Below are 25,052 nucleotides of genomic sequence, written 5' to 3' on the forward strand. Positions count from 1 at the left end.
GGTTTTGAGGTCATAGTAATCGACAATTTGTTATACTGTGTGTTTGTGGTAAGCATAAAGTATTATGCCATGAACATCGTACTTGTTTGTGATGAATATTGACTGCCGCTTGATAAATAACGAGAGGTTTTGATGACGGCTTTGGATACGCCCTTACTTGTGCTTGATGAGCTGACCGTTCAGCGTGGTGAAATTCCGCTATGCGAAGCCGTCACGCTTCAGCTGTCTACGGGTAGTATTTGTCATCTGATTGGTGCAAATGGGACAGGGAAAACGACGCTACTGATGCAGCTGGCAGGATTATTGCCAGTACTGACAGGCGAGGTCAGTTACCAAGGCGTGGCAAGCTTACCTATGCAGCCGTTATATGTATCGCATCAATTGGGTATTCATCCCAATCTCACTGTGGCACAAAACCTGACGTTTTTACTGAATTTGTATGGTATCACGCCAAGTACTGCAGACATTGATGCTGCCCTTACTTGGGTCGGATTGCAAGGATTTGAAACGATCAGTTCAAGCCATTTATCCGCTGGTCAAACTCGCCGTATCACCCTTGCAAGGCTTTATCTTTTGACGCCTGAGGTGACCCAGCTATGGCTGCTTGATGAGCCTTTTACCGCGCTCGATGTCGATATGGTAGCGCGGATGGAAGAGAAATTGTGCGACTTTGCTCATGCAGGCGGCGCGATTTTGATGACCAGCCATCAAACAGTCGGCGTTGCCAATCAAGTACTCGACCTGACAGAGTATATGGTTTAGATACCTTACTAAAAGTCTGTCATGCGATAGCATTCTCAGACTGACCTATCAATACGGTTTTATCCCACTATAATATAAGCGCGATTAGCGAAAGAGCCAATAATGCTACAGACAGGACGATACATGCGATGAAGAAAAGCGCCAATACTATCGAGAACACGTCGCGTGGTATCAGTTTTATGCAGCTATGGGCACGCGAGTGGCAAGTAAAGCAGCAAGGGGCAGTGCAGTGGTTGTATCCTTTGGTACTGTTTTTGGTGATTATTACTTTGTTTCCGCTGGCGGTCGGTAGCGAGCCTGCGCTATTACAGCGACTTGGCGTGTCCGCTGTATGGATTGCGGCTTTACTATCGCTGGTAATGGGTGTGGATGGTTTGTTTAAGCCGGCCCTTGATAATGGCACCTTGGCACAATTGGTTGTTGCCAAAGCGTCACTGCCATTATGGGTACTGATTCGCTTAGCGATTCACTGGGTATTTAGTAGTGGCATTGTGGCCATACTCAGTTTATTAGCGGTGCCTTTGTTTCAGCTGAGCTGGTTTGAGACCATGATATTAATGGCTTCTATCGTCGCTGGTAGCCCAATGCTGCTAATGCTGTCTGCAATCGCCAGTAGCTTGACGCTATCATTGAAGAATGGTGCAGTGCTAGTGCCATTGATTGCTTTACCTATGCAATTGCCTGTTCTTATTTTTGCAACGGGCGCTGTTGATCTATATGCCACAGGTCTCAATGGTCTACCCATATTGGCTTTGTTATTAGCAGGGAGCATCGTTTCAATCTTAGTTATGCCATGGGTGATTGCAATGACTTTAAAAATGGCGTGGCTGAACTAAACATGAAACTGTACTGTCAATATATTGTCAAAACTTCTAGTGTTGGCGCTTCATGCATTAACATCGTGGTGAAAACTGGCAATTTTGTTATAATAGTCAATTAAGTACGTAAGCCGTTCTTTGTAGATTCTATCCAGTGTTTAACGCCAGCAGGTTGGCAGATGATAGCGCTCATAATGTGCTATATCGGTCGTCACCAGTAAGCTGTGTAATAGGTTTATTCCCATGCCCAACCTGAATAATGTCTCATCTCCCAGCCTGTGGCAACGCATTTGGCAGGGCTTCTTAACCACTGTGGGTACCAAACAGTTTTTTCGTATTTTTGCGCCTTGGGTTAAGTGGCTTGCGATATTGGCTAGCATCTGCTTGCTAATCGGTAGCATATGGGGACTTGCTTTTGCGCCCCCTGATTACTTGCAAGGCAATAGCTATCGTATTATCTTTATACATGTACCCGCAGCTAGTCTTGCTATTTCTATCTATTTTACCCTTGCGGTATTGGGTGTGATTTATCTGGTCTGGAAAATCAAGACGGCCAGTTTGGTCGCTCAAGCACTTGCTCCAATGGGGTTCTTGTTATGTGTGATTAGCTTATTGACGGGTTCTATTTGGGCAAAGCCCACATGGGGCACCTACTGGGTTTGGGATGCACGTTTGACCTCTATGCTGATTTTGGCATTTTTATATGCAGGTGTCATGGCCCTATTTGCCGCTTTTGAACACACAGCCAACAGAGGCAAAGCCGCTGCCATTTTATCTATTGTTGGCGCGGTCAATCTGCCCATTATCAAGTACTCAGTTGAGTGGTGGAATACCTTGCATCAAGGCGCTACCTTTACTTTAACGGCTGCCCCAAAAATGTCGGCAGACATGTGGATGCCATTACTACTGATGATTATTGGTAGTTATTTGCTGGTCGCAACATTGACGATTTATCGTACCAACACCTTAATCTTGTATCGCGATCAAGGTAAAGCGTGGGTGAAAGAATACATCCGTGGTCAACTCAAATAACGGCTAGGAAACTATTATGCAGCCCTATTTTTATAGCGTGTCTGAATTTATTGCCATGGGTAAGCATGGGGTCTTTGTGTGGTCTTGTTGGGCAATCACGATTGGCGTAATACTGGTATTTATTATCTACAGCCGTCGCCAAAGACAAGCACTGATTAATCAATTGACCATTCAGCAAGCGCGTCAAGCACAGCGTACCGCCAAAGTACCAACAACTGTGACAAAGACTTCACTCGAGTCTAACAAATAAGAAAATCTTCCTAATATCATAAAGATATGCTTTTTTAAGTCCTCATAAGGCTTATGGATTTGTGCGAAAAATGCTACCATATAGTCACCAGAAGAGTACGATTAGAAAGACATTTTTGGCACGTTTTTCTAATGGTAGTTTCTTCAATATTTTTTGTTTTATAGATTGGTAGTTTGTAAAACAATGAGTCATCAATGAGGTAGTGGTATGAACGCAGTTCGTCGCAAAAAACTGATGTGGGTTATGTTTACACTTGCAGGGGCGGCGATAGCCGTGGTGCTAGTGCTTTACGCCATTGGTCAGCAAACCGATTACTACTTTGACGCGACAGCCATTGCGCAAGGCGAAGCACCGCAAGACAAACGTATTCGCGCAGGGGGTATGGTGGTGGCAGGTAGCGTTCAGCGTGCGCCAAATGATCCACTGAGTATTGAGTTTGCGATTACAGATTTTAAATCGACTGTACCCGTGACTTATCAAGGTATCTTGCCTGATTTATTTGCTGAAAACTCAGGCGTTGTTGCCACTGGCAAAATGCAGGGCGATACGTTTGTTGCTGGAGAAGTATTGGCCAAGCATGATGAAAACTATATGCCACCTGAGGTTGCCAAATCAATGAAAGAAAACAACCGTAGTGGCGTTATTCCTTCTTCTGAACAATATAATCCTGCTGAAAAAGTACATGAGACTCAAACGCTCCAGCAATAAAGACAGAAAAATTGTTTCAATATAAAAAAGCCACCGATAGTATCGGTGGCTTTTTTAGGAATTATCATTTAATAGTAGCAATGCGCTATTAGTCATCCCAAACAGGGCTATAGTCAGGATGTTCAATTTTGCGGCCATCAGAACGCGCTAAGCTACCAAGCTTTTCTAGTTCGTCAGCACTCAGCTCTACCTTAATAGCGTCTAAGTTTCCTTGCAAGTGATCAGGGTTAGACGTTTTTGGAATAGCAACGCGATGCTTGTCAGACAAGATCCAAGCGAGCGATATCTGTGCAGGTGTTACGTTATGCTTATCGGCAATCTCTTTAATAATGTCATTATCAAAGACGTCGCCACGGGCTAATGGAGAATAAGCTTCTAACAAAATATGATGATTATTCAAAAAAGTCTGCAAAGTATTTTGTTTGATAAACGGATGAAACTCAACTTGGTTTACGACAATAGGGACGTCGGCATATTTTTCTGCTTCAATGATATCGGCAATATTAAAGTTAGAAACACCAATATGTCGAGTCAGGCCTTGTTTTTGTAGCTCACACAAGGCAGGAATCGTTTCAGACAATGGAACGCGGTCATCAGGCCAATGCAGTAGTAATAAGTCTACATAATCTGTATCTAGGTTTTCTAAAGAACGCTTAGCCGCTTCTGCCAATTTTTCTGGTTGAAACTTCATATCATCAGGAAAAATCTTAGTGGTCAAAAAGAATTTATCGCGAGCCACACCTGACTGTTTAATGCCTTGTCCGACTTCTTTTTCATTGTCATATGCTTGAGCGGTATCAATGTGCTCATAGCCCATCTCTAACGCTTTTTTTACAACGGCCACACAGTCTTGGCCTGTTGATTGCCAAGTACCTAAGCCAAGTACAGGGATGTTTGCTTTTCCAGCGGTACGCATATTATAAGTTTTAGCACTCATATTATTATCCTTATTTATTGTGGTTTTATCATGTCTTGTCTGCCTTAAAAAATCAACGGATCAAGTTTTTCAGCAATGGTTTAATATCATTAAATCTTAATCTGACCAACGGTCAATATAGCTAAACTTAAGCACGATTAGATCGCTGTAAGCTTCATCCGTATATTCAGCTTGTCCACTATAAGAAAAACTCAGCCAAAGTGAAAGAGTAGGTGACGGTTTCCTACAAAGGACAAACAGGTTGTAACGTCATTTTTAGTATCGGGTTAGCTCTTTTGTAAATACAATGTCAAAATCCGCGCCATAAAAAACGCCCATCGCGTTACACAATGGGCGTTCAGAATCTAAAAGCTATGCTAGCTTCTAGGAGGTTCTAACATAAAAACTTACTGTGCAGGGGCTTCTGCAGGCGCTGTACTTGCAGCAGTATCTGTATGGGCGCTATGATCCGTTCCCCACATTTTTGGATACTTATAACCTGGGAAAGTTTCGTGAGCGTACTTTTTGAATGCTTCTGAGTTATAAGCGTTGGTCACGTCCTCAACCCATTTTTTGCCCACGTCAGCAGACTTGATGGCTGACCAGTTAACATAAGCAAAACTTGGCTCTTGAAATAGAGCGCTTGACAACTCGATACCAGAATCGGTTGCATAGTTACCATTGATAACAGCAAAGTCAACTTCATCACGAGCGCGCGGTAACTGAGCAGCTTCTAGCTCAACGATGTTGATTTCGTATTTACTGTTGTCAGCGATATCCGTTTTCGATGCCGTCAATGGATCGATATTGTCTTTTAGTTTGATCCAGCCAAGATCGTTCATCATAACAAGGGCGCGAGCAAAGTTACTTGGATCATTTGGTGCAGAAACACTCATACCTTTATAGGCTTCATCAAGACTGGTTTTTTTACCAGAGTAGATACCAAGTGGCGCGGTTGGTACTTGGAATGCTTCGACCAGATCAAGATTGTTCTCTTTTTTGAAGTTATCAAGATACGGTTTGTGCTGGAAAATATTGATGTCCAAGTCACCCTCTGCCAAGGCAAGGTTTGGGCGCACATAGTCAGTAAAAGCGACTAACTCAACTTCATAACCTTGTGCTTCAAGTGAGCTCTTAACTTGGTTACGTACCATATCAGCAAAGTCGCCTTCGGTCGTACCGATAACGATTTTTGTATGCTCAGGATCGATATCGCTCGCAGCAGTTTCGGCAGTAGCGCCTTCTGTTACTGGCTCCTTGGTGGCTTCTGGTGCTGATGAGTTGCTGCAACCAACCAATACTAGGCCTGATACGCCAACGGCAGCAAAAGCAGTCGCCAACTGACGGCTGATATCTGTTAATTTCATGGAACTTCCTTAATAAGAGAGAGTAGAAAACAAAATCTGCCCATTAAAAAAGCAACATTATCATAATGCTGCTAAGTTAACGGATGTTAAATTAGTGACAAAATTAAAGGGTCTCAGTAACAAAGTCAAGCATTTTGCTTAGGACAAATGCGCATTAAACCCTCGTATTTATTCATAATAAGAGTATGTTATACCTTCTTATTATTTTTTATAAAGGAGGTTATCGTTTGTCCATGCGGTCAGCTAGCCAGTTGCCAGAAGCTTGAATCGAGATGACCATGATAGATAGCACCAGAACGATAAAAACCATTACTTCCGTTTGATAACGATAATAGCCATAACGAATTGCCAAGTCACCTAGACCGCCGCCACCAATCATACCTGCCGCTGCCGAATAAGATAGCAAGCTGATACAAAGAATCGTTACTGACAATATCAGACCAGAGCGCGCTTCATTTAATAAAACCTTGATGATAGTCAAAGGACGTGCGCCCATCGATTCGGTCGCCTCAATAATCCCGCGCGGTACTTCACGCAAGTTTTGTTCGACCAGACGGGCAAAATAAAACGAACCGGCGATGGCCAAGACTAAGGAGGCAGCGATTGGTCCGATACCAGTACCTACGATGGCTTTGGTGAAAGGACTCATAGCAATCATCAAGATGACAAAGGGGAAGGCACGCATAAAGTTGGTGATACCGCCAAGTACACCGTATAAGGTTTTGTTTTGCAAAAACTGACGATCGCTTGATAAAAACAGAAACACGCCAAACAAACCACCAATGACGATAGCGACTGTCGTTGAAATGCCAAGCATAATGAACGTATCAATAAAAGCATCCACAATCTCTTTGCGCAGCGCAAACAACTTGTCTATAGAGGCGGATAATTCAGTACCAGTTAACATATTTATTTCTCCTGCCTCATTAGTCCTCAACGACTAAGCCTTTGCCAATCTGGGTAGTTGCCTGTATCAAACCATCTCTTACTTCTGCCACTTCTAGCAACTTGCCTTGATGCAATAATGCAGCACGGTCACACAACCTACGAATAACACTCATCTCATGGGTCACAATCACAATGGTCACGCCAAGTTGTTCATTGATATCGCGTAGACAGGTCAATAGACTGCGGGTCGTCGATGGATCGAGTGCGCTGGTTGGCTCGTCAGCCAATAAGACTTTTGGGCTTGGTGCAATGGCTCGGGCAATACCAACGCGCTGCTTTTGTCCACCCGATAGCTGTGCAGGATAATGACCAGCACGATCTATCAAATCGACAATTTCAAGACATTCCATGACGCGCTTATGAATATCACGGCTGGGATAACCTGACACTGTTAAATTAAAAGCCACGTTATCAAAAACGGTGCGATTAGACATTAGGTTAAACTGCTGAAAAATCATACCAATATTGTGCCGAGCAATACGTAATTCTTTGGCAGACAACGTCGTCAAGTCAATTCCATCAATGATGACTTGACCTGAATCTGGACGCTCAAGCATATTAATCAAGCGCAATAGGGTCGATTTACCTGCGCCCGAATAGCCCATTAGACCAAAGATTTCCCCTTGTTTTACAGCGAGAGACGTCGGCTCAACAGCAGTAAACCAATGCGGTTTGCCGTCTTCGTTTTTGATTGATCGGTCGCTTAAAAAACTTTTGGTCACATCGTTTAAGACAATCATGTCATTCATGGAGGGCTCAAAATTCAATAATTTTTTTAATAGTCATGAACGTATTGCCATGCCTCCTTAACAACGTAAAGAAGCCAATTCAATAACAATCGTCAATAACCCTATAATAAGGGGCGTTAATATAGCATATTATTCGGTGTTTTGGATATGCACATCCGTGACTGGCTTATGACTAATCGCTATTAGTGAGGAGTGTTTTGGAGAAGCTAAGGGGCGATGATAGCGTTAAAGAATCATAGATTCGATAACGCCATCCATTAGTTGTGCTGATGATAATGAGGATCGTGTTTGACAGGTATGATAACCAAAAATCTAGTATGACCATTAACCGTATCGGTAAGAATGCGACCTTGATGGGCGGTCACGATTTGTGAAACCAATGATAAACCTAAGCCTGAGCCTTTGTTTTTTTGCTGCAACCGTACAAACGGACTGAACACTTCTTCGCGTTTGTCCTCAGGAATGCCTGTGCCTTCATCAATAACAGCCAGCACGGCATACTTAGGTAACGGACGTTCTGGTTCAGCTTTGGATTTTTTCAAATGTTTAGAAAATAAGCCTTCTTTGCGCGGTGCGCTAGACGCTTCTTCGCCATTCTTAGTCTCATTTTTAGCCACTGCTGAATCAGCGACTGGTTTGTTCGATTTGGGCGTAGTATCAATGTTTTGCGTTTTATCGTTACTTCTGACAATACCATCTTTAGATGTAGTAATCATTTCACCATTTGTGGTAGTTGACATATGGTTGTTTTGAGAAGATGTTTTTTCCTCAGGAACAGCTCTCCACATGACCTTCTTGATTTTACCCGTCAGATCGTTGGTGAAGCTATGATAGTCCGCAATCAGTGACGACGTACTATTGGATTTGAGTGAATTTTTCACTAAAGTTTTAGATGACTCTACATCAGATGCAATGCCTTTAGTAGTAGCATCCGCTGGAACTGTACTGGCGTCAAGATTGTCAGCGCTGTTGTCTACACTCACATCAGTATTGGCATCCTCGTCTAACACAAGACTTTCACCATTTCTATAAAGAAGTGGCGCCGGTAACATCGCCATCGCCTCTGCTGTTTCAGTCTTCACTTTCTCAGTCGTGCTAGACGCGTCATTTTGTTCTGCAGACTCATCGATATGATTGGGTTGCTCATAAGTATCAAAATCAGAACTGTTGTAATCCACAAAGCTGCTGCAAAGCACGGTTTGTAATAGATAGTCAGGAATAACATCCGCTTGATCGACGCTTTGAACGCCATACAGCAATACCGTGACTGGCGGTTTGCCATGAAGCATGGCATTGGTCAATAAGTTACGAATTAAATGAGTCAGCATCGATGGTTGACCATCGATCATAATGTGCTCACCAATCAAAGTGGCTTCAGGATAATGTTGACGCTCTTGGTTCATAAGGTCATACAAATCCAAGCGCTCCACTTGTTGCAAAGCATGACCGGCATCCAAGCGGCTAACCAGCAAAATGCTTTCTACCAAATCATTAAGCCCTGATAAATCCCGATTAATTGCTTGAGCGCGTTTATCAAACTTTGCTTTGATATCGACGGGTAATGGATCCGTCAGCATATCCATCATCTCTATCTGCAAGCGGATACGAGTGATGGGCGTACGCAATTCATGCGAAGCGTGCGCCAATAGTAAATTATTGGCATCGATAAGATGTTCGATCTTTTGAGCAGCTTGGTTGAAACCACGTGCTAGCGAAGCAATCTCATCATTACCTTGCGCGTTTACCCGCACTGTAAAATCACCATCTCCCAATTGTGCCATCTGCTGACTCATCTGATTGATACGCCAAGTAATGGTACGTGCAATCACCCACAGGACGCCTGCCATAATGATGAGCAAGAGCAGCGTACCCGTAAATAAATTTAGGGCAGCAGAAAGTACAGGTTTTTTGGGTGGTAAACGTGATTCATACAGAAGCGTATAACCAGTGCTGCTATATACTTGAGCTTGCTTGGTAGGGGAAGTATCTGCAAACGAAGGAAACACACGGGACAATAAAGAAGGCGGTGCTGGCAATTCAAGTGGTAGGTCACTGTTGTCGGTTTGCATCAACAAACGACCTTCACTGTCATACAAGCCCATCTTTGCTTGCAATGACTCATCAAAAATATCAAAGCTTTTTTTGACCACAGCCAACATAAAGCGTGACTGTAACCTATTGTCTTTGCTAACAGAGATATTTAGCTCATGCAAAAACGGATCGATTTGACCCAAAATCTGCGTGGCTAGGACTTCGGAGCGAATACCTGCATCTTTGTCATGGACAAGTTGTGTCAATAACACCATAGCAACGGCAAACAAGATAAGAGCCAGCATGACACTGGCAAATAGCTTGGCAAATACGGAACGAAATCCCAACTGCTGCATTAAACCATCTCTTTTATCAGATGCTTATACCTGATCTGTTGCAAATTGATAACCAACGCCGCGTACGGTAATGATTCGTTTTGGCTGACGTGGATTGTCTTCAATCAAAGCACGTAAGCGCGAAATATGTACGTCAATGGCACGATCAATATTGTCTGAGCTGTCGTCGTTTGGCATGGCTTGCCAAAGTTGCTCGCGATTCAGTACTTTACCAGAATGCGTGGCAAAGTAATGCAATAATTGAAACTGATGCGTCGTCAGACGAACAGGCTCATCATCGATGGTGACTTCATGGCTATCAGGGAACACGCTCAAACGACCAAACGTTAAGCTATCTGATTGGCTGTCTGCTTGATTGGGCTGTTCGTGCCGACGAATAACCGCACGAATACGTGCCAATAGTTCACGTGGCTCAAATGGCTTAGCGATATAATCATCAGCACCCATTTCAAGACCTAAAACGCGATCGGTCGTATCACCCTTAGCTGTCAACATGATAATTGGCACTTTATTGGTCATGTTGTTTTTGTTACCGCGGATCTTTTGACACACTTGCATACCGTCCATATCAGGCAGCATCAAATCAAGTACAACCAAATCAATTTCACGTTCTTTGGCATCTAATAAGTCAAGCCCCTCCTGACCAAGTCCTGCATGATGTACGTCGTAATAATTCATGGTGAGATAGTCGCTGATTAGCTCAGCCAAATCAGGATCATCTTCAATCAATAAAATTTGCTTGCTCATGGGTTATCCTCTAGTTGTTATAGTTACCAAAAGTGTAATACATCTAAATGCTTTATATATCAAATATTTCATATATAGATAGCTTTAACCAATCAATTGTGAGACTTCAAAACATTTAATAGGTTAAGTCATCTGATAGGTATCAAAACCTTAGATAAGCATCAAGATAGACAAAATATAAAATCTAAATACTCGGTTAATGACATATATAATACCGTTATATTGCCTAATTAGGCTGTTACAAAACAAGAGCGGGTTTGTTAATGTTTCTGTGTAATGTAACTGTCGGTGCTGTTAATTAGGAAACGATAACTTTTTTACCATTAGAATCAACAGGTAAGTCTGCCAAACAAATCAGACTGTCATTACTAATGCCTGCAATTAAATATTGTTTTGTTGTAGGATTATATTCTACTACCTCAATAGGCCGACGCATCAAGCGCTGATCTTGTCCAATAATCCATACATTGGCCGTCAAAGGTCTTAGTGGCTTGTATGGTGGCTTTTGTAATTCTGTCAAGTCAACATCGTGAAGCGCACGCTTGGGTACAATCGTACCCACATCTATTTGACCATAGTCCACACGTCCTATGACTTTCATGTTTGGTAATAATGTGGCACGACTGGCTTTGTTTTCAATCACATCCACATGCACTAAAAGCCTTTTTGGTTGACTCGTTGTGGTCAGCTTGCTGATTTGACCGGTAAAATTGTCTGATTGCCCATTCACTGAAAAATTGACAGTCTGACCAATCGAAAGCTGAGGCTTTGCCTGAATGGGTAACAATGAGACAAAGTGCAACTGCGTCTCATCATTTAGCTGTAAAAGAGGTGTACGAGCTGCGAGCTGATCTTCTGCTTTGACCTGTAACCCTTCTACGCGCCCTGCAAAACTCGCGCGTATTGTGACCAAGTTATACGGTGATTTTGAATGCGTTTCTTGATCGGCACTATCGGTTACGTCGTCTTTGACAGAGACGTTGTCATCATTGGTGGATGAAGATCGTGAAGAGTCTTCTTCTTGTAGATCAGATATTTTGTCTTCAGCTGTTATAGATTTGACCGATTTAGATTTATCGTGATTCTCCGGTAGCTTTGCACCACTGAACTCGCTTGTAAGCTCTTGCTCTTGAGTGCGTTTCGCTGATGTTGAAGGATTGCTTTCTAAAGTATCGGATGAATTTGCTTCGCTGCTATCTGAACGTACACGTCGAACGATGAGCAATGGCATATCTTTTTCTACCAGCTGACCTTCGGTGACCAATACCTCTTCGACAGTCACTGGATGTGCAGTCATGAGCTTGATTTGCTTGACAGGTTCAAGAGTGCCTTGTAGCCCAATACTAGGCTGATAACGCGATGGTTTTATACTTGATATATGGTCTGGAGCCATGGTGACGCTATCATCGGTAATAACAAGAGGTGTATCTACAGTACTACTATCATCGACCATCACAGATTCGTCGGTAGGTGCAGAGGGCTGACAGGCAGCTAGTATCAAAGCACTGATTAAGTAGGTGCTGGTCTTTAAAATTTGAGAAGCTGTCATCGCAGTCACCATAGTCGTCGTCATTGTATTATATAGTAAATAGCAATGAGGGAAAACGACTGCCAAACCCTTATGCCGCTTACGAAGATAGCGCTTTCAACACCGCGGCGCAATCAAAATAATTACGCTGATAGATAAGTTCTACTGCTTTTATTACTGAACAGTACGAATATTGGATCGTTAATATCTGGAAAAAAATTAATAACTGTGCTAAAACAAGCTTAATGAAATATTACGATACATTTGTATTACAAAATAAAATTATTCAGCAATGTATTTTTCGTTTCTATATAATGCAAAAATATCATAGAGTTGTCACTTTTCTGATGTAGGCTTGCAGTCTTTGACAAAAGTGATAGCAAGAAATGATAGTGGCTGAATACAAAATGCGTTAATAGATCTGAAAAAAATACGGCATTTAGAGGCATCAATAGAAGCGTTATTACTCATTTAATAAGCGGCTAATCTGCTTTAATTTAGTAAGATTCTTGAGAGAAAAGTGCGTATAGTAACCTATGTTGAAGCCCTATTTGAGAGGCAGATACTGACAGAAGGTAAGTTGGCTGTCGTAACTCATGGTAATGCAAATTTAGCTGTCCATCGTTGTCTAATAATAAGTAGTAGGGCAGATGGAAATAACCGTTAAAATTTTGTATTGATAGATAGCATTAAGAATAAACAGTCGTTTATAGGACAATATGATGGAAAATAATTTTGATGGCTTAAAAGTAATGGTGATTGATGATTCAAAAACCATTCGCCGTACCGCAGAAACCTTGTTACAAAAAGCAGGTTGTGAAGTAGTGACCGCAATTGATGGTTTTGATGCCTTAGCGAAAATCGTTGATAACAATCCAGATATTATTTTTGTCGACATCATGATGCCGCGTTTAGATGGCTATCAAACATGTGCATTAATAAAGAACAATCCAGATTATGCCAACAAACCAGTCATTATGTTGTCGTCTAAAGATGGTTTGTTTGACAAAGCAAGAGGCCGTATTGTTGGATCTGATGAGTATTTGACCAAGCCATTTAGTAAAGATGAGTTGTTTGAGGCAATTAACCAGTACCGCTAGTTTGAATACCTGCAAGTACTGGTTCGACTGGATATTTGCAGATAGGTATGTAGATACCTATTGATATTGATAAGGTTGTAGGGTCAAGTATTTGGTAGTACTTAACCTGATTCATGATTGCTTAGTATTTAGTCGCAACTGTAAAAAAATTACGTCGCCATTCATTTTTGGCCTGTTATTTCTATGCAGTTTGTCTCAATAAATCTATTAATATATCCCAAAGGATATCTTTGAAAACAAAGGAAATTCCCATGACTACTGTCTTAGTCATTGATGACTCACCATCTGAAATGGCAAAATTCCGCGACATGCTTGCCAGACATAATTTTAAAGTATTAGAAGCAATAAATGGCGAGCAGGGCTGTCAAATGGCGGCGGAACATTTACCAGATGTTATCTTAATGGATGTGGTCATGCCTGAGATGAATGGCTTTCAGGCAACTCGAAAAATAACTCGTGGTAAAACTACCGCTCATATTCCTGTGATTATGATTAGTACTAAAAACCAAGAGACCGATAGGGTTTGGGGTAAGCGTCAGGGTGCTAAAGAGTACATGGCGAAACCAATTGATGAGAATGGTTTGGTGAATATCATTCATAAAGTAATGGGGTAGCTTGTGGCTTCCAAAGGATTCATTGAGCTTCTGCGTCTAGCCGATCTGGCACGTGCTCGCAAAAGTGGCCGTCGCGGTGGACAAGAGTATGACTGGCAAGGTGTGGTCTTTGAGATTGGCGGGCAGCGTTTGGTCGCGCCAATGGGTCAAGTCTCAGAAGTATTGGCCATGCCAGAGTATACAAGCTTGCCTTTAGTCAAACCTTGGATGCTAGGTATCGCCAATATTCGTGGTCGTTTGTTACCCATAACAGATTTGTCTCAGTTTTTACAAGTGCCGAGCCGCTTAGCACAAATGAGCCAGCGTAAAGTCATGGTTATAGATCATGGTGATTTTTTCTCAGGGCTATTGGTAGATCAGGTTATTGGTATTGAGCAGTTTACTCAGGATCAATACCGCGCAGAAGCCATTGAATCAAGTTCGCCCTTTGCTCCTTATAATCATGGCAAATTTTTTAAAAATGAGCAGGACTGGTATGTCTTTATGCCAAGTCTGCTAGCGCAAGATCCGCAGTATGCTGATGCTGCAATATAGCCGTCGATGATAGCCTAATTGGCTATTATATTGATGACAAAATAATGGCGAATGACATGATACGCTTGGATGTCAGCATTCATACAGACTTTGTTGATCACTGTTTCTTTTATAACAGTAAGATTGTCAAAGTCACGATAAGACTTTGACAATTGTCTGAAAGGAATACGTACGATGAGTGATGTTATAAATAAATCTGCAACTGGTACGACCAAAACAGCAGTAGATAGCAAAGATGCGAATGGTATGTGGAGAGTGTTATTAGGCGTTTTTGTTCTAATAAGTGTGGCTTGTCTGATCTGGCTGGTCAATTCATTGTCGTCAGTGAGTCAGTATTTAGTAGATTTCAATCAAGCTGTGGTGTTACCTGTGGCGATATTTGTCGTAGGGGTGCTGGGAACCTTATTTGCTCTTTATAATTTGCTTAAGCAACGCGGTGGCTCGGAGCGGTTACTCATCGAAAAAGAAACTTTACGTCGTCGTCAAGAAGCAGAAGCAGAGTCTGAGCGTGCTCGTCAAATTCAAGAAGAGAACGAACGTAACCAGATAGCTATTCTACGTCTACTAGATGAGTTGGGAGATTTGGCAGAAGGGGATTTGACTGTCAATGCAACGGTATCAGAGGATTTTACAGGGGCGATTGCCGATTCTGTTAACTTCGCAATTGACCAGTTGCGTCAGTTGGTATTGGTTATCAACAATACGGCTGTTCGCGTTTCTCAATCTTCAGATCAAACACAGATGAATGCGGTTGAACTTGCTGAAGCTTCTGAACACCAAGCTCAAGAAATCGCAGGTGTATCAGCAGCTATCAATGAGATGACGGTATCGATTGACCAAGTTTCAAATAACGCGGCAGAATCTGCAACTGTTGCTCAGCGTTCAGTCGCAATCTCTCATAATGGCGCGGCGGTTGTACAGCGCTCTATTGAAGGTATGAATGTCATTCGAGATCAGATTCAAGAAACGTCTAAGCGTATCAAACGCCTTGGTGAGTCTTCACAAGAAATTGGCGATATCGTCGGCTTGATCAATGATATTGCTGATCAGACCAACGTTTTGGCATTGAACGCGGCTATTCAGGCCTCAATGGCTGGTGAAGCAGGTCGAGGCTTTGCCGTTGTTGCTGATGAAGTTCAACGTCTTGCTGAGCGTTCTGCCAATGCTACCAAGCAGATTGAAACACTGGTAAAAACGATTCAGGCTGATACCAATGAAGCGGTAATGTCGATGGAGTCAACCACGTCCGAAGTGGTACGGGGTGCGCGTTTGGCAAAAGATGCTGGTGAAGCACTAGAAGAAGTTCAGAGCGTTTCTAATACTCTAGCCGATTTGATTCAGAACATCTCAAATGCAGCAATGCAACAGGCCGAATCTGCTGGGCACATTTCACAAACCATGAATATCATTCAAGACATCACTTCACAAACCTCATCTGGTACGATGGCAACAGCACGTTCTATTGGTGAGTTAAGTGAAATGGCTGCTGCACTTCAAGAGTCAGTGACAGGCTTTAAAGTATCGAATGATGATGAGTTACTGGATACTGAATTACTCGAGAGAGAGATGTTTTCAGAAAATGTTTGAGAATAAGTCTTCACCTAAGTATGTATAAGAGGGTAAGTGTTTTTCATACTAATGTATTCATCAGCAAGCTGTGCGAGTAGGAATGACGTGCAACTACAAATATAGTAGGTGACGTGAATAATTTGACTCGACCAGACAGCTGTTTACCTGAAACATCAAAATCCGTATTGGCGAGAGCTTTAATGTCAGAAGACTATATTGATGGGCAGCAGTGGCAAAAATATATAGAACAAGAGATTGGCTTTGTTTTACCAGATGTCCAATTGCAGTGGCTGACCAATGCAATTAACCATACAGCGTCATTGCATGGGTTGAGCATTACAAAGCTTTGGGATCAACTACCAAACAATAGCGCAATACGTCAGCGCTTATTGGACAAAGTATTGATTCACGAAAGTCGTTTTTTTCGCCATATGCCGTCTATAGATTTTGTTATAAAGTGCGCTTCAGAGCATCAGCAGCAACTGCTTATTGATAGAGTTCCTAACGAATTGTTTCGAATTTGGAGTGTGGGGTGTGCTTGTGGGCAAGAAGCTTGGTCACTTGCAATGAGCTTGGCATCGGAGCAGCTGACGAACTACTCAATTTTGGGTACTGACGTCAGCCAGCAAGCAATTGCAAAAGCACGATTGGGGCGGTATGACAGTCGACAGCAGTTGTTGATACCACAGCGATACCAGCAGTTTGTTCGGCCATCGAGTACTAAAATTACAACTGATACTCCAAATTCAACTGATTCTGCTATGATCAGAATAAACACCGAGTCCCAGTGGCAAGTTGCACCAGCTTTACAGCAGCATGTAGATTTTGCTTTACACAATGTTATTGAACAACAACCACCCACCTCACATCTTCAACATGTGATTATCTGTCAAAATATGCTGCTCTACTTTCGTAAATTTGATCAGCGAGATATTTTAACCAGGCTATCAGAGCAGTGTGTGTTAGGTGGATATATTATATTGGCTCCCGGTGAGGCGTTATTTTGGCGTCCTTCAAATATGCGCCGCATTGCGCACCCGCAAGTGAATGTGTGGCAAAAAATCAGTGCCTAAATTAGCGCCTAAACGAGTTAGGATCAATCTATGAAAAACCAGCCCAATAACATAGTGACGCTTGAGTGGTTGTTACCACTGTTTAATCAACAATTATCACAGATATCTGATGGCTGGCAATCAGGGACTGATGACATTAATCAAGATCAAATAGTAGAGAGCTATCACCAAGTAAGTGGTGCTCTCACCATGGCTCGTCTTCCTCTACTTGCCAATCTTGCTAGTCATTTAGGTTTATTGGCACAATCTATCGGCCATGAAGGCCTTTCTACTTATCACAGCCGTATTGGTCAGTTCTCTCATAAATTGTTGCAGCGCGAGCTAAACCAATATTCGCATACAGGTAGTTATCATAGTGATTTAATTCAGAAAACAGTGGAAGGGCTCGCCCAAACGCTGTCGAAATTGGGTATAACGACAAACTTGCCTCTGCACTTCATTGGTAGTCAGTATGAGAAAGCATACAGTCACCTTATCGAAGATACTATTTTCGATAGTATTGAGGCCATAATACCAACAAATAGCATGACCGCTGATCTGACTGACCATCATTATCAACAGTTACTTCTAGTCTGGCGAAAGCAAGTACAAACCTTATTGGTGACCAATACCAATCAACCCTCTTTGTTGGCAGTTTTAGAAAAGGTTAGTCAGTACTTGTGGCAGACCACACAGAACAGAGAAGTAAAACACCTCTGGTATCTGACTGAGATATGGTTGAGAGATCTTGCACGCAATAATACGCCTCTACCTGAACACTATGCTGCATTATTAAATCAGCTTGAGCAAGCCATTGCGCCTTTCAATCAACACTCTGATGAAGTGTTGTCTAATTTTATCAAAAATTTGATCATAAACGTCTATATTGAGTTGAGTGGGCTGACAACAAGTAGCGAGCGTACTCAATCAGTATTGAGTCACTTGTCGCAGAATACATCGACAGCGTCACGCTTTTTACCGCGAATCCTCAGCGCCCTTGAAACCCTCATTTTTAATCTCGATGAACCTCAAACGCTCTTACCTTCTTTGCAAAAAATAAAGCATCAACTTGAAGGCCGAGGCTGGACGTATTATGGGTTACAAGTTGAGACACTCATTACAGAGATAGAGCAGGCTTTGTCCTCAGAGACAGGGTTCGTACAAGTACAGTGGCAAATTGAGCAAAAGCTGCAAGCGTTATATGACGCTATTTATAATACAGAACAGACGATATCTCTTAAAATAGGAGGTGCCGCCTCTTTTGTTTCGTCATCTGAATTGCCTTATCGTGTCGATACGCAAGCGCCAGATAGCTATGATGCCAACACTCCTGGTGAAAACTTACGTGAGCTGCGCATCGCGGTAGAAGAAGTAAAGCAAAGTTTTAATGATTACTTGCAACGTCAAAATATTCATTTATTGCCAAGTGAGGCTGAATTTGCTCGTATTGGCGAATCTTTTGCTGATATGGGTTTGCCAACCGTGCGTCAAACCATCGAGGACGTGGCCAGTATATTTACGCAATTGGTCACTCATAATATTGAGGTGCTCAGCTGGGATGTCACGCAGGCATTGGCGGAGGCATTGACTTCTATTGAGCTGTTGCTTGATTACCTTGCCCAACAAGTTTTTGACGAAACAGTATTAACACAAGCGAATGAATATGCCGCTCGAGCTGCACAGCTACTTGCGCTTTACATTGAGGCACCAGAGAAAATTGACGATACCTTTTTGACTCAAAAATCTGTCGCAACTGACGTCCTTCGTTATGATGATAGTGGTGAGATTTCTCCGGTTAGTCATCCGCACTTAACTGCGCAGATTTTAACCGATACAGACGATCAAAGTGTAAAAGAGCAAGACACGTCTGATATCCGCAATAAGACAGAGAGTGCAGCTTTAGCACAAGTTCGCGCAGCCATTAAAGCGGATAGTTTTGAGATGGACGCAGAGATTCGCGACATCTTTATTGAAGAAGTGACGGATGTCATCACTGACCTTACAGACTTTCTGCCTATCTGGCAGCAAGACAAACAAGATTTGACCCCACTTACTGAGGTGCGCCGAGGTTTTCATACCCTAAAAGGCTCAGGGCGTATGGTTGGTGCTTTTAGTATTAGTGAAATGGCTTGGTCAATTGAAAGTTTGCTCAACCGCCTGTTAGACCATACTTTGGCTGTCACAGATAACGTAGTTAATCTGGTCACAGAAACTGTAAGCAGTCTGCCTGTATTGCTCGCAGATTTTGAGGCACAGCGGGCGCCAAGCTTAGATCCAACAGTCATTGTTTTAAAAAGTCAAAATCTAATCGCAAAGCAGCCCATCAATACGGGTCTTGCTATCTCTGATACCATTCTAATAGACCAACAAGTAGAATCAGATGACGCTCCTTTTGGACTAGAAGATGGCTTAGAGTTTGAAGTATCAAATCCAACTGACCATGTAGAAACATCTGAAATACTTAGTGCAGTTAGTGAGTCTCATCTAACAAAGCATGATGAAAGAGATGTGTTAAAACCTTTATCGATTTCTGAGATTCCAGCAGTACTCATGCCTTTTATGCAAGAAGCTGAGCAGTTGCCAGCCGATGCAAGCGATGCAGATCCTGATATTAAAGAAATATTTATAGAAGAAGCCAAGGAAGTATTGGCTGAAATACTTCCTTTGTATGAGTATTGGCAACTGTCTCCTACAGATTTAAGTGGGCTGACAGATATCCGCCGAGGGTTCCATACCTTAAAGGGGTCAGGTCGCATGGTGGGTGCTCACTATACTGCTGAGCTGGCTTGGGCCATAGAAAATATGCTCAATCGTCTCTTAGATCGTAGTATCGCTGTGACAGATGATATGTGTCAGCTGGTTACAGAGGTATTAGCTGCTTACCCGACCATGCTAAATGTATTTGAAAACAACAAGCAAAATTATCCTGCTATGGTACCTCTATGGATTGCTTGTGCGAATGCCTACAGTAAACAGCAAGGTGATGCCTTTAGTTATGCTGAGTTATCTGCCAAGCAATGGGAACAAGCGACAAACGATCTTGAAGATAAAGACAGTAAAGATTCAATATTGTTGGCTGAATTAAAAGAGGATAACGAAGAGATAGATATTGCACTGCAAAACATTAACTTTATGAATGAAATGATCGCAGAAGCTCCCATTGTTCTAATCCCTCAAAGTGAGCAAGAAAAAGCATTTTTTGAGATTTTTATCGACGAAGCAGAAGGATTGTTACGCGATATCGATCGATTCGTTAATGTGCATCAAGATCAAACTCATATTGAAGTCACAGATGATATTGTACGGGCATTTCATACGTTGAGAGGGGCTTCTGGCTCTAGAGCACTGGCTGCTATCAGCGAAGTTAGTGCAACTATTGAGCAGAGCTTAGAGCAGTTGCAGCAACAAGATATAGCCATGAACACTCAGCATTTAGAGGCTTTGGCCAAATCGTCTATGTTGATGAATGGTTATTTGCATAGCTATGAACAAAACTTCCAGATACAAGACATGCAGATGCAAGACACGCAAAGTCAGCAAGACATAGCATCATTGCAAGCCATGCTTGGCGAAAAAGACTCTGTTAAAGAGACGGAAGACATATCTGATAACAAACCGACGATAGCACAGCTATTAGACAACAATATTGACGAGTTGTTAGATGCTGAGTGGGAATTGGACAATGCGCTCAATCATTCTGAAATAGAGCAAGTTCAAGATTATATAGAGCAACAAATATCGCAAATAAAGCATTTATCTGATAAGGCAAAAAACTTTCCAAAATTTACGGCCATCCTAACTGAGCTTGGTCATGCTTATGCCTATTTGCACGATCATCTTAATAAAGTAAAAGATACAGAGACTCAAGCCATACTACATGCTGGACATGCTCAGTTAGTGGGATTGTTCGATGCATTGGCTGGTAGTACCTCATTAAAAATAGACAAACAAGTACTCGAAGATTTGCAAAGTATTTACCAAGCAGATGAGCACAATAATGAAGACGCTTTTATTGTTCGTACTGTGCCAGTACCAGATATACAACTTGAATCTATTGATACCGATGCTGAGCTACTAGAGATCTTTTTAGAAGAGGCGCAGGAGCTGGATACAGCCCTAGATGAAAGCTTTAATAAGTGGCGTACAGATATTAGCAATATCAACGCATTAAAGGTCTTACAGCGACATTTGCACACCATCAAAGGTGGTGCACGAATGGCAGGTATCCGCAGTATCGGCGATCTGACGCATGAAGCGGAAAGTATCTATGAAGCCTTCGTAGAAAACAGAAAAGCGCCAACCGTGCAGTGGTTAGAGATCATGCAACGAGTGCAAGATACCATATCTTTGCAAGTAACGCATATGGTGAATCACAACAAATCATTCTTTACCTCAGAACTTATTGAGCAGCTCCAGCAGTTTGAAAAAGCAAAAGTATTGCCAGAGATAGTAGAACTCATCATACCAAACCCAAAAAACAATCTTGAAGCGGACACTTATAATACAGCTGCTAACCCCGTTCAAAGTATCGATGACGTGTCTGACACTATCAGCTTAGACAGAATGATTAAGCAGTCATGGGCGAATGGTTTGCCTGACCCTGACATTTTGGCGGTATTTTTAGAAGAAGCAGAAGAGTTAACCAACCGCAACAAATATCTGCCTATATTCTTAAAAGATACGAGCAATACCACTGTGATACAGGCACTCCAGCGTGACTTGCATACCATTAAGGGTGGTGCGCGAATGGTGACAGCGAGTGGTATTGCCGATCTGGCTCACGAAATGGAAGCGGTCTACAAGGATTTTGTAGATGGTCGCCGCCCTGCCACTAAAAAGGTGGTTGAATTGTTAGTGGCAAGCCATGATTGGCTTGCAGATGCAGTGTCTGTTCTTAGACAAAATGTCAATCCGCCCATCCCAGGCTTATTAATCGAAGCATTGCAGCTGTTTAGCAAAAATCCTGATGGGTTAAAGCATATCCCGAAAGAGTCATTACAAGCACAGCGAGAAGCGATTCTTATTGCTAAAGAAAAGCAAGATTCCCAGTATTTGGCAAAAGATATTAGCGAGATGCCCTCCATGCTCAGTAGTAGTGTTACTGAGGACGATCAGAGTGTGAGCAGTAATGAGATGATTCGTATCTCAGGCGGTCTGATTGAACATATGATCAATCTATCTGGAGAGTCAGCGATTAACCGCGCTCGTATCGATATGGGTATCAGTAGCTTGACCAACAGTATTGAGGATATGGGCATCACTGTACAGCGACTGGCTGATCAGTTACGCCGAATGGAGATTGAGCTAGAAGCACAAATACTATCGCAAATCGATGATGAGTTGATTAATAATGAAGATTTTGACCCGCTAGAAATGGATCAATATTCGTCTTTGAATCAGCTATCAAAATCTTTGACAGAATCTGCCTCAGATTTGATTGATATTAATCACACATTATTAGAAAAGACCCGTGATAGCGAAAGTTTGCTATTACAGCTATCGCGTACGCAAACTGAGCTGCAAGATGGTCTTATGAATTCGCGTATGGTACCGTTTACGCGTTTGACGCCACGCCTTGAGCGTATCGTGCGTCAGACTGCCAACGAGCTTAATAAGTCTGTCGAATTGAGAATCATCAATGCTGATGATGAGATGGATAGAACCATTCTAGAGCGTATTACCTCGCCACTTGAGCATATGTTACGTAATGCGGTTGACCATGGTATCGAAAACACTTCGACGCGTCTAAAAGCAGGGAAGGAGCGTAGCGGGCATATCACGCTTGAAGTACATCGCGAAGGCAGTGAGATTGTTATTCAACTGATAGATGATGGTCGTGGAATCGATGTAGAAGCGGTACGTAGCAAGGCGATTGCTCAAGGTCTTATTGATGCAAATGACAATAGCCTTACTGACCTTGATGTTATGCAGTACATCTTCAATGCAGGATTAAGTACCAGCACACAAGTGACCCAGATTTCAGGTCGCGGTGTAGGTATGGATGTGGTCATTAGTGAAATTCGTCAACTGGGCGGCGTTGTATCGGTTGTCTCAGAACTTGGCAAAGGGTCGCATTTTACGATGCGTTTGCCGCTGACAGTTGCGGTGTCTGATGCGTTGGTGGTTCGAGCAGCAGATCGCTACTACGCCATACCTTTGGTGCAAATTGAGCGTGTGGTGCGTGTCAATCCAGAGAAGCTTTATGATTATTATCAATCAAATGAAGCCACGTTAAGCTTTGAGGATGTTGACTATCGAGTGCGCTACTTAAATGAGATTTTATCCGGTAATAAACTCAATGAGCTGGTCGTCAACACCAATACCAGTCTACCGCTGATTCTTATTAAGAACCGTACTGGTCATAATATTGCTCTGCAAGTCGATCAAATTGCAGGCTCTCGTATCGAAGTAGTGGTAAAACCTTTAGGACAGCAGTTGTCTCATATACCAGGAATTTCAGCTGCAACTATTATGGGTGATGGCTCAGTTATGCTGATCTTAGACCTGATTGCATTAATGCGTAATGTACAACTAGGGAAAAACCTCTCAAACGCTGATGACTTTAAGCGCGGGCGTATAGAATCTAAGTCAACCATCTTAGTGGTTGATGACTCAGTGACCGTACGTAAAGTAACGTCGCGTTTCTTAGAGCGTCAAGGGTTCAATGTGGTGGTTGCAAAAGATGGTATCGATGCGATTGATATATTACAAGACACGACACCAGATATGATACTACTAGATATTGAAATGCCGCGTATGGATGGTTTTGAGGTGGCAACTCAGGTCAGACACAATAAGCATTTGAAACATATCCCAATTATCATGATCACATCACGTACGGGTGAGAAGCATCGTGAGCGTGCTTTGGAGATTGGTGTAAACGATTACATGGGTAAACCATTCCAAGAACAAGAGCTACTAAATAAAATCCAGAGAATACTGGGTAAAGAGGTCAGCTTGACTCATGAAGGATAGTGCCAGTAGGTTAGAACTAAAAGAAAAAAACAAAGAAAGTGTTAAGGTGATGGTCATTGCAGAAGACCATCACCAGCGCATGGCATTTTCGGATACCGTGCGTAGTTTTGGCCTAATCCTTGTGGGCTGTATGTCACAAGAACAGTTACGAAAAAAAAGCGAGCTTATAGATCCAGCGATTGATATCTGGCTGATAGACAGTGACTACGATGACAATATAGTTGCGGCAACGACGGGCTCCAAAGCGGCGGCTATTTTGATAGGATTTAGCCAAGCACCTTATCTGAATGAGGCATGGCAATATGCCAAATGGCAGCGTAAGCTCAAACGCAAACTGGCGCATACACTGGCTTTACCCACTTTAATCGATGTGCCAGTTCAAAAAAATGAGAATAAAGATAGAGAGTGGCAATACGTAGTATTTTTAGGTGCTTCTATGGGCGGACCTAGTGCGATCAAAGAATTCTTGGATAATTTGTCGCCCATGCTACCCGTTTGTCTGTTATTGGCCCATCATTTTAATAACGCCATGATTGGTACTTTACCACGCGTATTGAATCGCCATAATGATTGGCCTTGTCATATCATTACTTCTTCACAGCGCCTGCGAGCAGGTCAATGTCTTATCGCGCCGATTGATCGACAGATTGTCTGTGATTCGACAGGTCGAGTGATATTATTAGAACAAGAGTGGGTTGGCGAGTACAAACCAGCCATTGGACAGATTCTCAAAAACACCAGTGATGTGTATGGTAGTGAGCTTATCAATATTATATTTTCTGGTATGGGCAACGATGGTTCTCAATATTTAGATCTTATTCAAGACAATCATAGCCAATTGTGGGTGCAAGATCCAAGTTTGAGTGCTTGTCCCAGTCAGCCTCAAGCTATTATTGACTCAGGATATTGCGATTTTATCGGTAGTCCAGCCGATTTAGCGAAAAAATTGACAGATTATATTAGTGAACGGGCAGTGACTGCCTCTTTGTCTTAACT

Annotated in this window: 18 protein-coding genes and 1 pseudogene; 12 read left to right on the forward strand and 7 right to left on the reverse strand. The window is 42.4% G+C overall.

Annotated features, from left to right (window positions below):
* Nucleotides 1-132: 132 nt before the first annotated feature.
* The 5 genes from ccmA (at nt 133) to ccmE (ending at nt 3,570) form a co-directional block, all read left to right on the forward strand.
* Nucleotides 133-762, forward strand: a complete 630-nt coding sequence (ccmA, locus tag CIK80_RS09475; protein WP_095569802.1) for a heme ABC exporter ATP-binding protein CcmA — start codon at nt 133-135, stop codon at nt 760-762.
* Between the two features lie 179 nt (nt 763-941).
* Complete coding sequence (locus CIK80_RS09480) at nt 942-1,598, forward strand: heme exporter protein CcmB (protein ID WP_179288391.1); 657 nt, start codon at nt 942-944, stop codon at nt 1,596-1,598.
* Nucleotides 1,599-1,823: 225 nt separating this feature from the next.
* Complete coding sequence (ccmC, locus tag CIK80_RS09485) at nt 1,824-2,612, forward strand: heme ABC transporter permease CcmC (RefSeq protein ID WP_095569804.1); 789 nt, start codon at nt 1,824-1,826, stop codon at nt 2,610-2,612.
* Between the two features lie 16 nt (nt 2,613-2,628).
* Entirely contained in the window at nt 2,629-2,862 is a 234-nt protein-coding gene (gene ccmD, locus CIK80_RS09490) for a heme exporter protein CcmD (RefSeq protein WP_095569805.1), read from the forward strand.
* 207 nt (nt 2,863-3,069) lie between these two features.
* A complete protein-coding gene (gene ccmE, locus CIK80_RS09495; protein WP_095569806.1) occupies nt 3,070-3,570 on the forward strand; it encodes a cytochrome c maturation protein CcmE in 501 nt (166 codons plus the stop codon).
* An 88-nt stretch (nt 3,571-3,658) separates the two neighbouring features.
* On the opposite strand, the gene CIK80_RS09500 is transcribed toward ccmE, so the two are convergent.
* From CIK80_RS09500 to CIK80_RS09530, 7 genes are all read right to left on the reverse strand, one after another.
* Nucleotides 3,659-4,507 carry an aldo/keto reductase gene (locus CIK80_RS09500; protein WP_095569807.1) on the reverse strand — a complete coding sequence of 283 codons (849 nt, stop codon included), beginning with the start codon at nt 4,505-4,507 and terminating at the stop codon, nt 3,659-3,661.
* Between the two features lie 386 nt (nt 4,508-4,893).
* Nucleotides 4,894-5,853, reverse strand: coding sequence for a MetQ/NlpA family ABC transporter substrate-binding protein (locus CIK80_RS09505; protein ID WP_062845436.1), 960 nt, complete (start codon nt 5,851-5,853; stop codon nt 4,894-4,896).
* 220 nt (nt 5,854-6,073) lie between these two features.
* Entirely contained in the window at nt 6,074-6,760 is a 687-nt protein-coding gene (locus CIK80_RS09510) for a methionine ABC transporter permease (protein ID WP_095569808.1), read from the reverse strand.
* Nucleotides 6,761-6,779: 19 nt separating this feature from the next.
* Nucleotides 6,780-7,550, reverse strand: coding sequence for a methionine ABC transporter ATP-binding protein (locus tag CIK80_RS09515; RefSeq protein WP_179288361.1), 771 nt, complete (start codon nt 7,548-7,550; stop codon nt 6,780-6,782).
* Nucleotides 7,551-7,807: 257 nt separating this feature from the next.
* Entirely contained in the window at nt 7,808-9,937 is a 2,130-nt protein-coding gene (locus tag CIK80_RS09520; protein ID WP_095569809.1) for a sensor histidine kinase, read from the reverse strand.
* A 24-nt stretch (nt 9,938-9,961) separates the two neighbouring features.
* On the reverse strand, nt 9,962-10,684 hold the full coding sequence (locus CIK80_RS09525; protein ID WP_062845432.1) for a response regulator transcription factor: 723 nt from the start codon (nt 10,682-10,684) through the stop codon (nt 9,962-9,964).
* Nucleotides 10,685-10,982: 298 nt separating this feature from the next.
* The gene (locus tag CIK80_RS09530; protein ID WP_095570371.1) at nt 10,983-12,233 is read right to left on the reverse strand and encodes an HlyD family efflux transporter periplasmic adaptor subunit; all 1,251 of its coding nucleotides are present in this window, start codon (nt 12,231-12,233) and stop codon (nt 10,983-10,985) included.
* Between the two features lie 701 nt (nt 12,234-12,934).
* Between CIK80_RS09530 and pilG the strand changes: the two genes are divergently transcribed.
* The 7 genes and pseudogenes from pilG to CIK80_RS09565 all read left to right on the forward strand — a co-directional run bounded on the left by pilG (nt 12,935) and on the right by CIK80_RS09565 (nt 25,050).
* The gene (gene pilG, locus CIK80_RS09535; RefSeq protein WP_021813722.1) at nt 12,935-13,312 is read left to right on the forward strand and encodes a twitching motility response regulator PilG; all 378 of its coding nucleotides are present in this window, start codon (nt 12,935-12,937) and stop codon (nt 13,310-13,312) included.
* 251 nt (nt 13,313-13,563) lie between these two features.
* Nucleotides 13,564-13,926 (forward strand): response regulator, encoded by a 363-nt coding sequence (locus tag CIK80_RS09540; protein ID WP_062845430.1) that lies wholly within the window; start codon nt 13,564-13,566, stop codon nt 13,924-13,926.
* A 3-nt stretch (nt 13,927-13,929) separates the two neighbouring features.
* Nucleotides 13,930-14,460, forward strand: a complete 531-nt coding sequence (locus CIK80_RS09545) for a chemotaxis protein CheW (protein ID WP_062845429.1) — start codon at nt 13,930-13,932, stop codon at nt 14,458-14,460.
* A 498-nt stretch (nt 14,461-14,958) separates the two neighbouring features.
* Nucleotides 14,959-16,047 (forward strand): annotated as a pseudogene (locus CIK80_RS09550) (methyl-accepting chemotaxis protein); the annotation flags it as partial.
* A 113-nt stretch (nt 16,048-16,160) separates the two neighbouring features.
* Nucleotides 16,161-17,102, forward strand: a complete 942-nt coding sequence (locus CIK80_RS09555) for a CheR family methyltransferase (protein ID WP_257011732.1) — start codon at nt 16,161-16,163, stop codon at nt 17,100-17,102.
* Between the two features lie 30 nt (nt 17,103-17,132).
* Nucleotides 17,133-24,056, forward strand: a complete 6,924-nt coding sequence (locus CIK80_RS09560; RefSeq protein WP_095569812.1) for an Hpt domain-containing protein — start codon at nt 17,133-17,135, stop codon at nt 24,054-24,056.
* On the forward strand, nt 24,046-25,050 hold the full coding sequence (locus CIK80_RS09565; RefSeq protein WP_095569813.1) for a chemotaxis protein CheB: 1,005 nt from the start codon (nt 24,046-24,048) through the stop codon (nt 25,048-25,050). Before CIK80_RS09560 ends, CIK80_RS09565 begins: the two co-directional genes overlap by 11 nt.
* Nucleotides 25,051-25,052: the final 2 nt, after the last annotated feature.

The organism is Psychrobacter sp. JB193 (genome assembly GCF_002285555.1).
GTDB classification, from domain to species: Bacteria; Pseudomonadota; Gammaproteobacteria; order Pseudomonadales; family Moraxellaceae; genus Psychrobacter; species Psychrobacter alimentarius.

Excerpts from the sequence above, each read along its gene's own strand:
- CIK80_RS09515 (WP_179288361.1), bottom strand. The coding sequence starts at position 7,550 with ATGAATGACATGATTGTCTTAAACGATGTGACCAAAAGTTTTTTAAGC.
- ccmC (WP_095569804.1), top strand. The coding sequence starts at position 1,824 with ATGCCCAACCTGAATAATGTCTCATCTCCCAGCCTGTGGCAACGCATT.
- CIK80_RS09560 (WP_095569812.1), top strand. The coding sequence starts at position 17,133 with ATGAAAAACCAGCCCAATAACATAGTGACGCTTGAGTGGTTGTTACCA.
- pilG (WP_021813722.1), top strand. The coding sequence starts at position 12,935 with ATGGAAAATAATTTTGATGGCTTAAAAGTAATGGTGATTGATGATTCA.
- CIK80_RS09565 (WP_095569813.1), top strand. The coding sequence starts at position 24,046 with ATGAAGGATAGTGCCAGTAGGTTAGAACTAAAAGAAAAAAACAAAGAA.
- CIK80_RS09525 (WP_062845432.1), bottom strand. The coding sequence starts at position 10,684 with ATGAGCAAGCAAATTTTATTGATTGAAGATGATCCTGATTTGGCTGAG.
- ccmA (WP_095569802.1), top strand. The coding sequence starts at position 133 with ATGACGGCTTTGGATACGCCCTTACTTGTGCTTGATGAGCTGACCGTT.
- ccmE (WP_095569806.1), top strand. The coding sequence starts at position 3,070 with ATGAACGCAGTTCGTCGCAAAAAACTGATGTGGGTTATGTTTACACTT.
- CIK80_RS09520 (WP_095569809.1), bottom strand. The coding sequence starts at position 9,937 with ATGCAGCAGTTGGGATTTCGTTCCGTATTTGCCAAGCTATTTGCCAGT.
- CIK80_RS09480 (WP_179288391.1), top strand. The coding sequence starts at position 942 with ATGCAGCTATGGGCACGCGAGTGGCAAGTAAAGCAGCAAGGGGCAGTG.
- CIK80_RS09505 (WP_062845436.1), bottom strand. The coding sequence starts at position 5,853 with ATGAAATTAACAGATATCAGCCGTCAGTTGGCGACTGCTTTTGCTGCC.
- CIK80_RS09510 (WP_095569808.1), bottom strand. The coding sequence starts at position 6,760 with ATGTTAACTGGTACTGAATTATCCGCCTCTATAGACAAGTTGTTTGCG.
- CIK80_RS09530 (WP_095570371.1), bottom strand. The coding sequence starts at position 12,233 with ATGACAGCTTCTCAAATTTTAAAGACCAGCACCTACTTAATCAGTGCT.
- ccmD (WP_095569805.1), top strand. The coding sequence starts at position 2,629 with ATGCAGCCCTATTTTTATAGCGTGTCTGAATTTATTGCCATGGGTAAG.
- CIK80_RS09540 (WP_062845430.1), top strand. The coding sequence starts at position 13,564 with ATGACTACTGTCTTAGTCATTGATGACTCACCATCTGAAATGGCAAAA.
- CIK80_RS09500 (WP_095569807.1), bottom strand. The coding sequence starts at position 4,507 with ATGAGTGCTAAAACTTATAATATGCGTACCGCTGGAAAAGCAAACATC.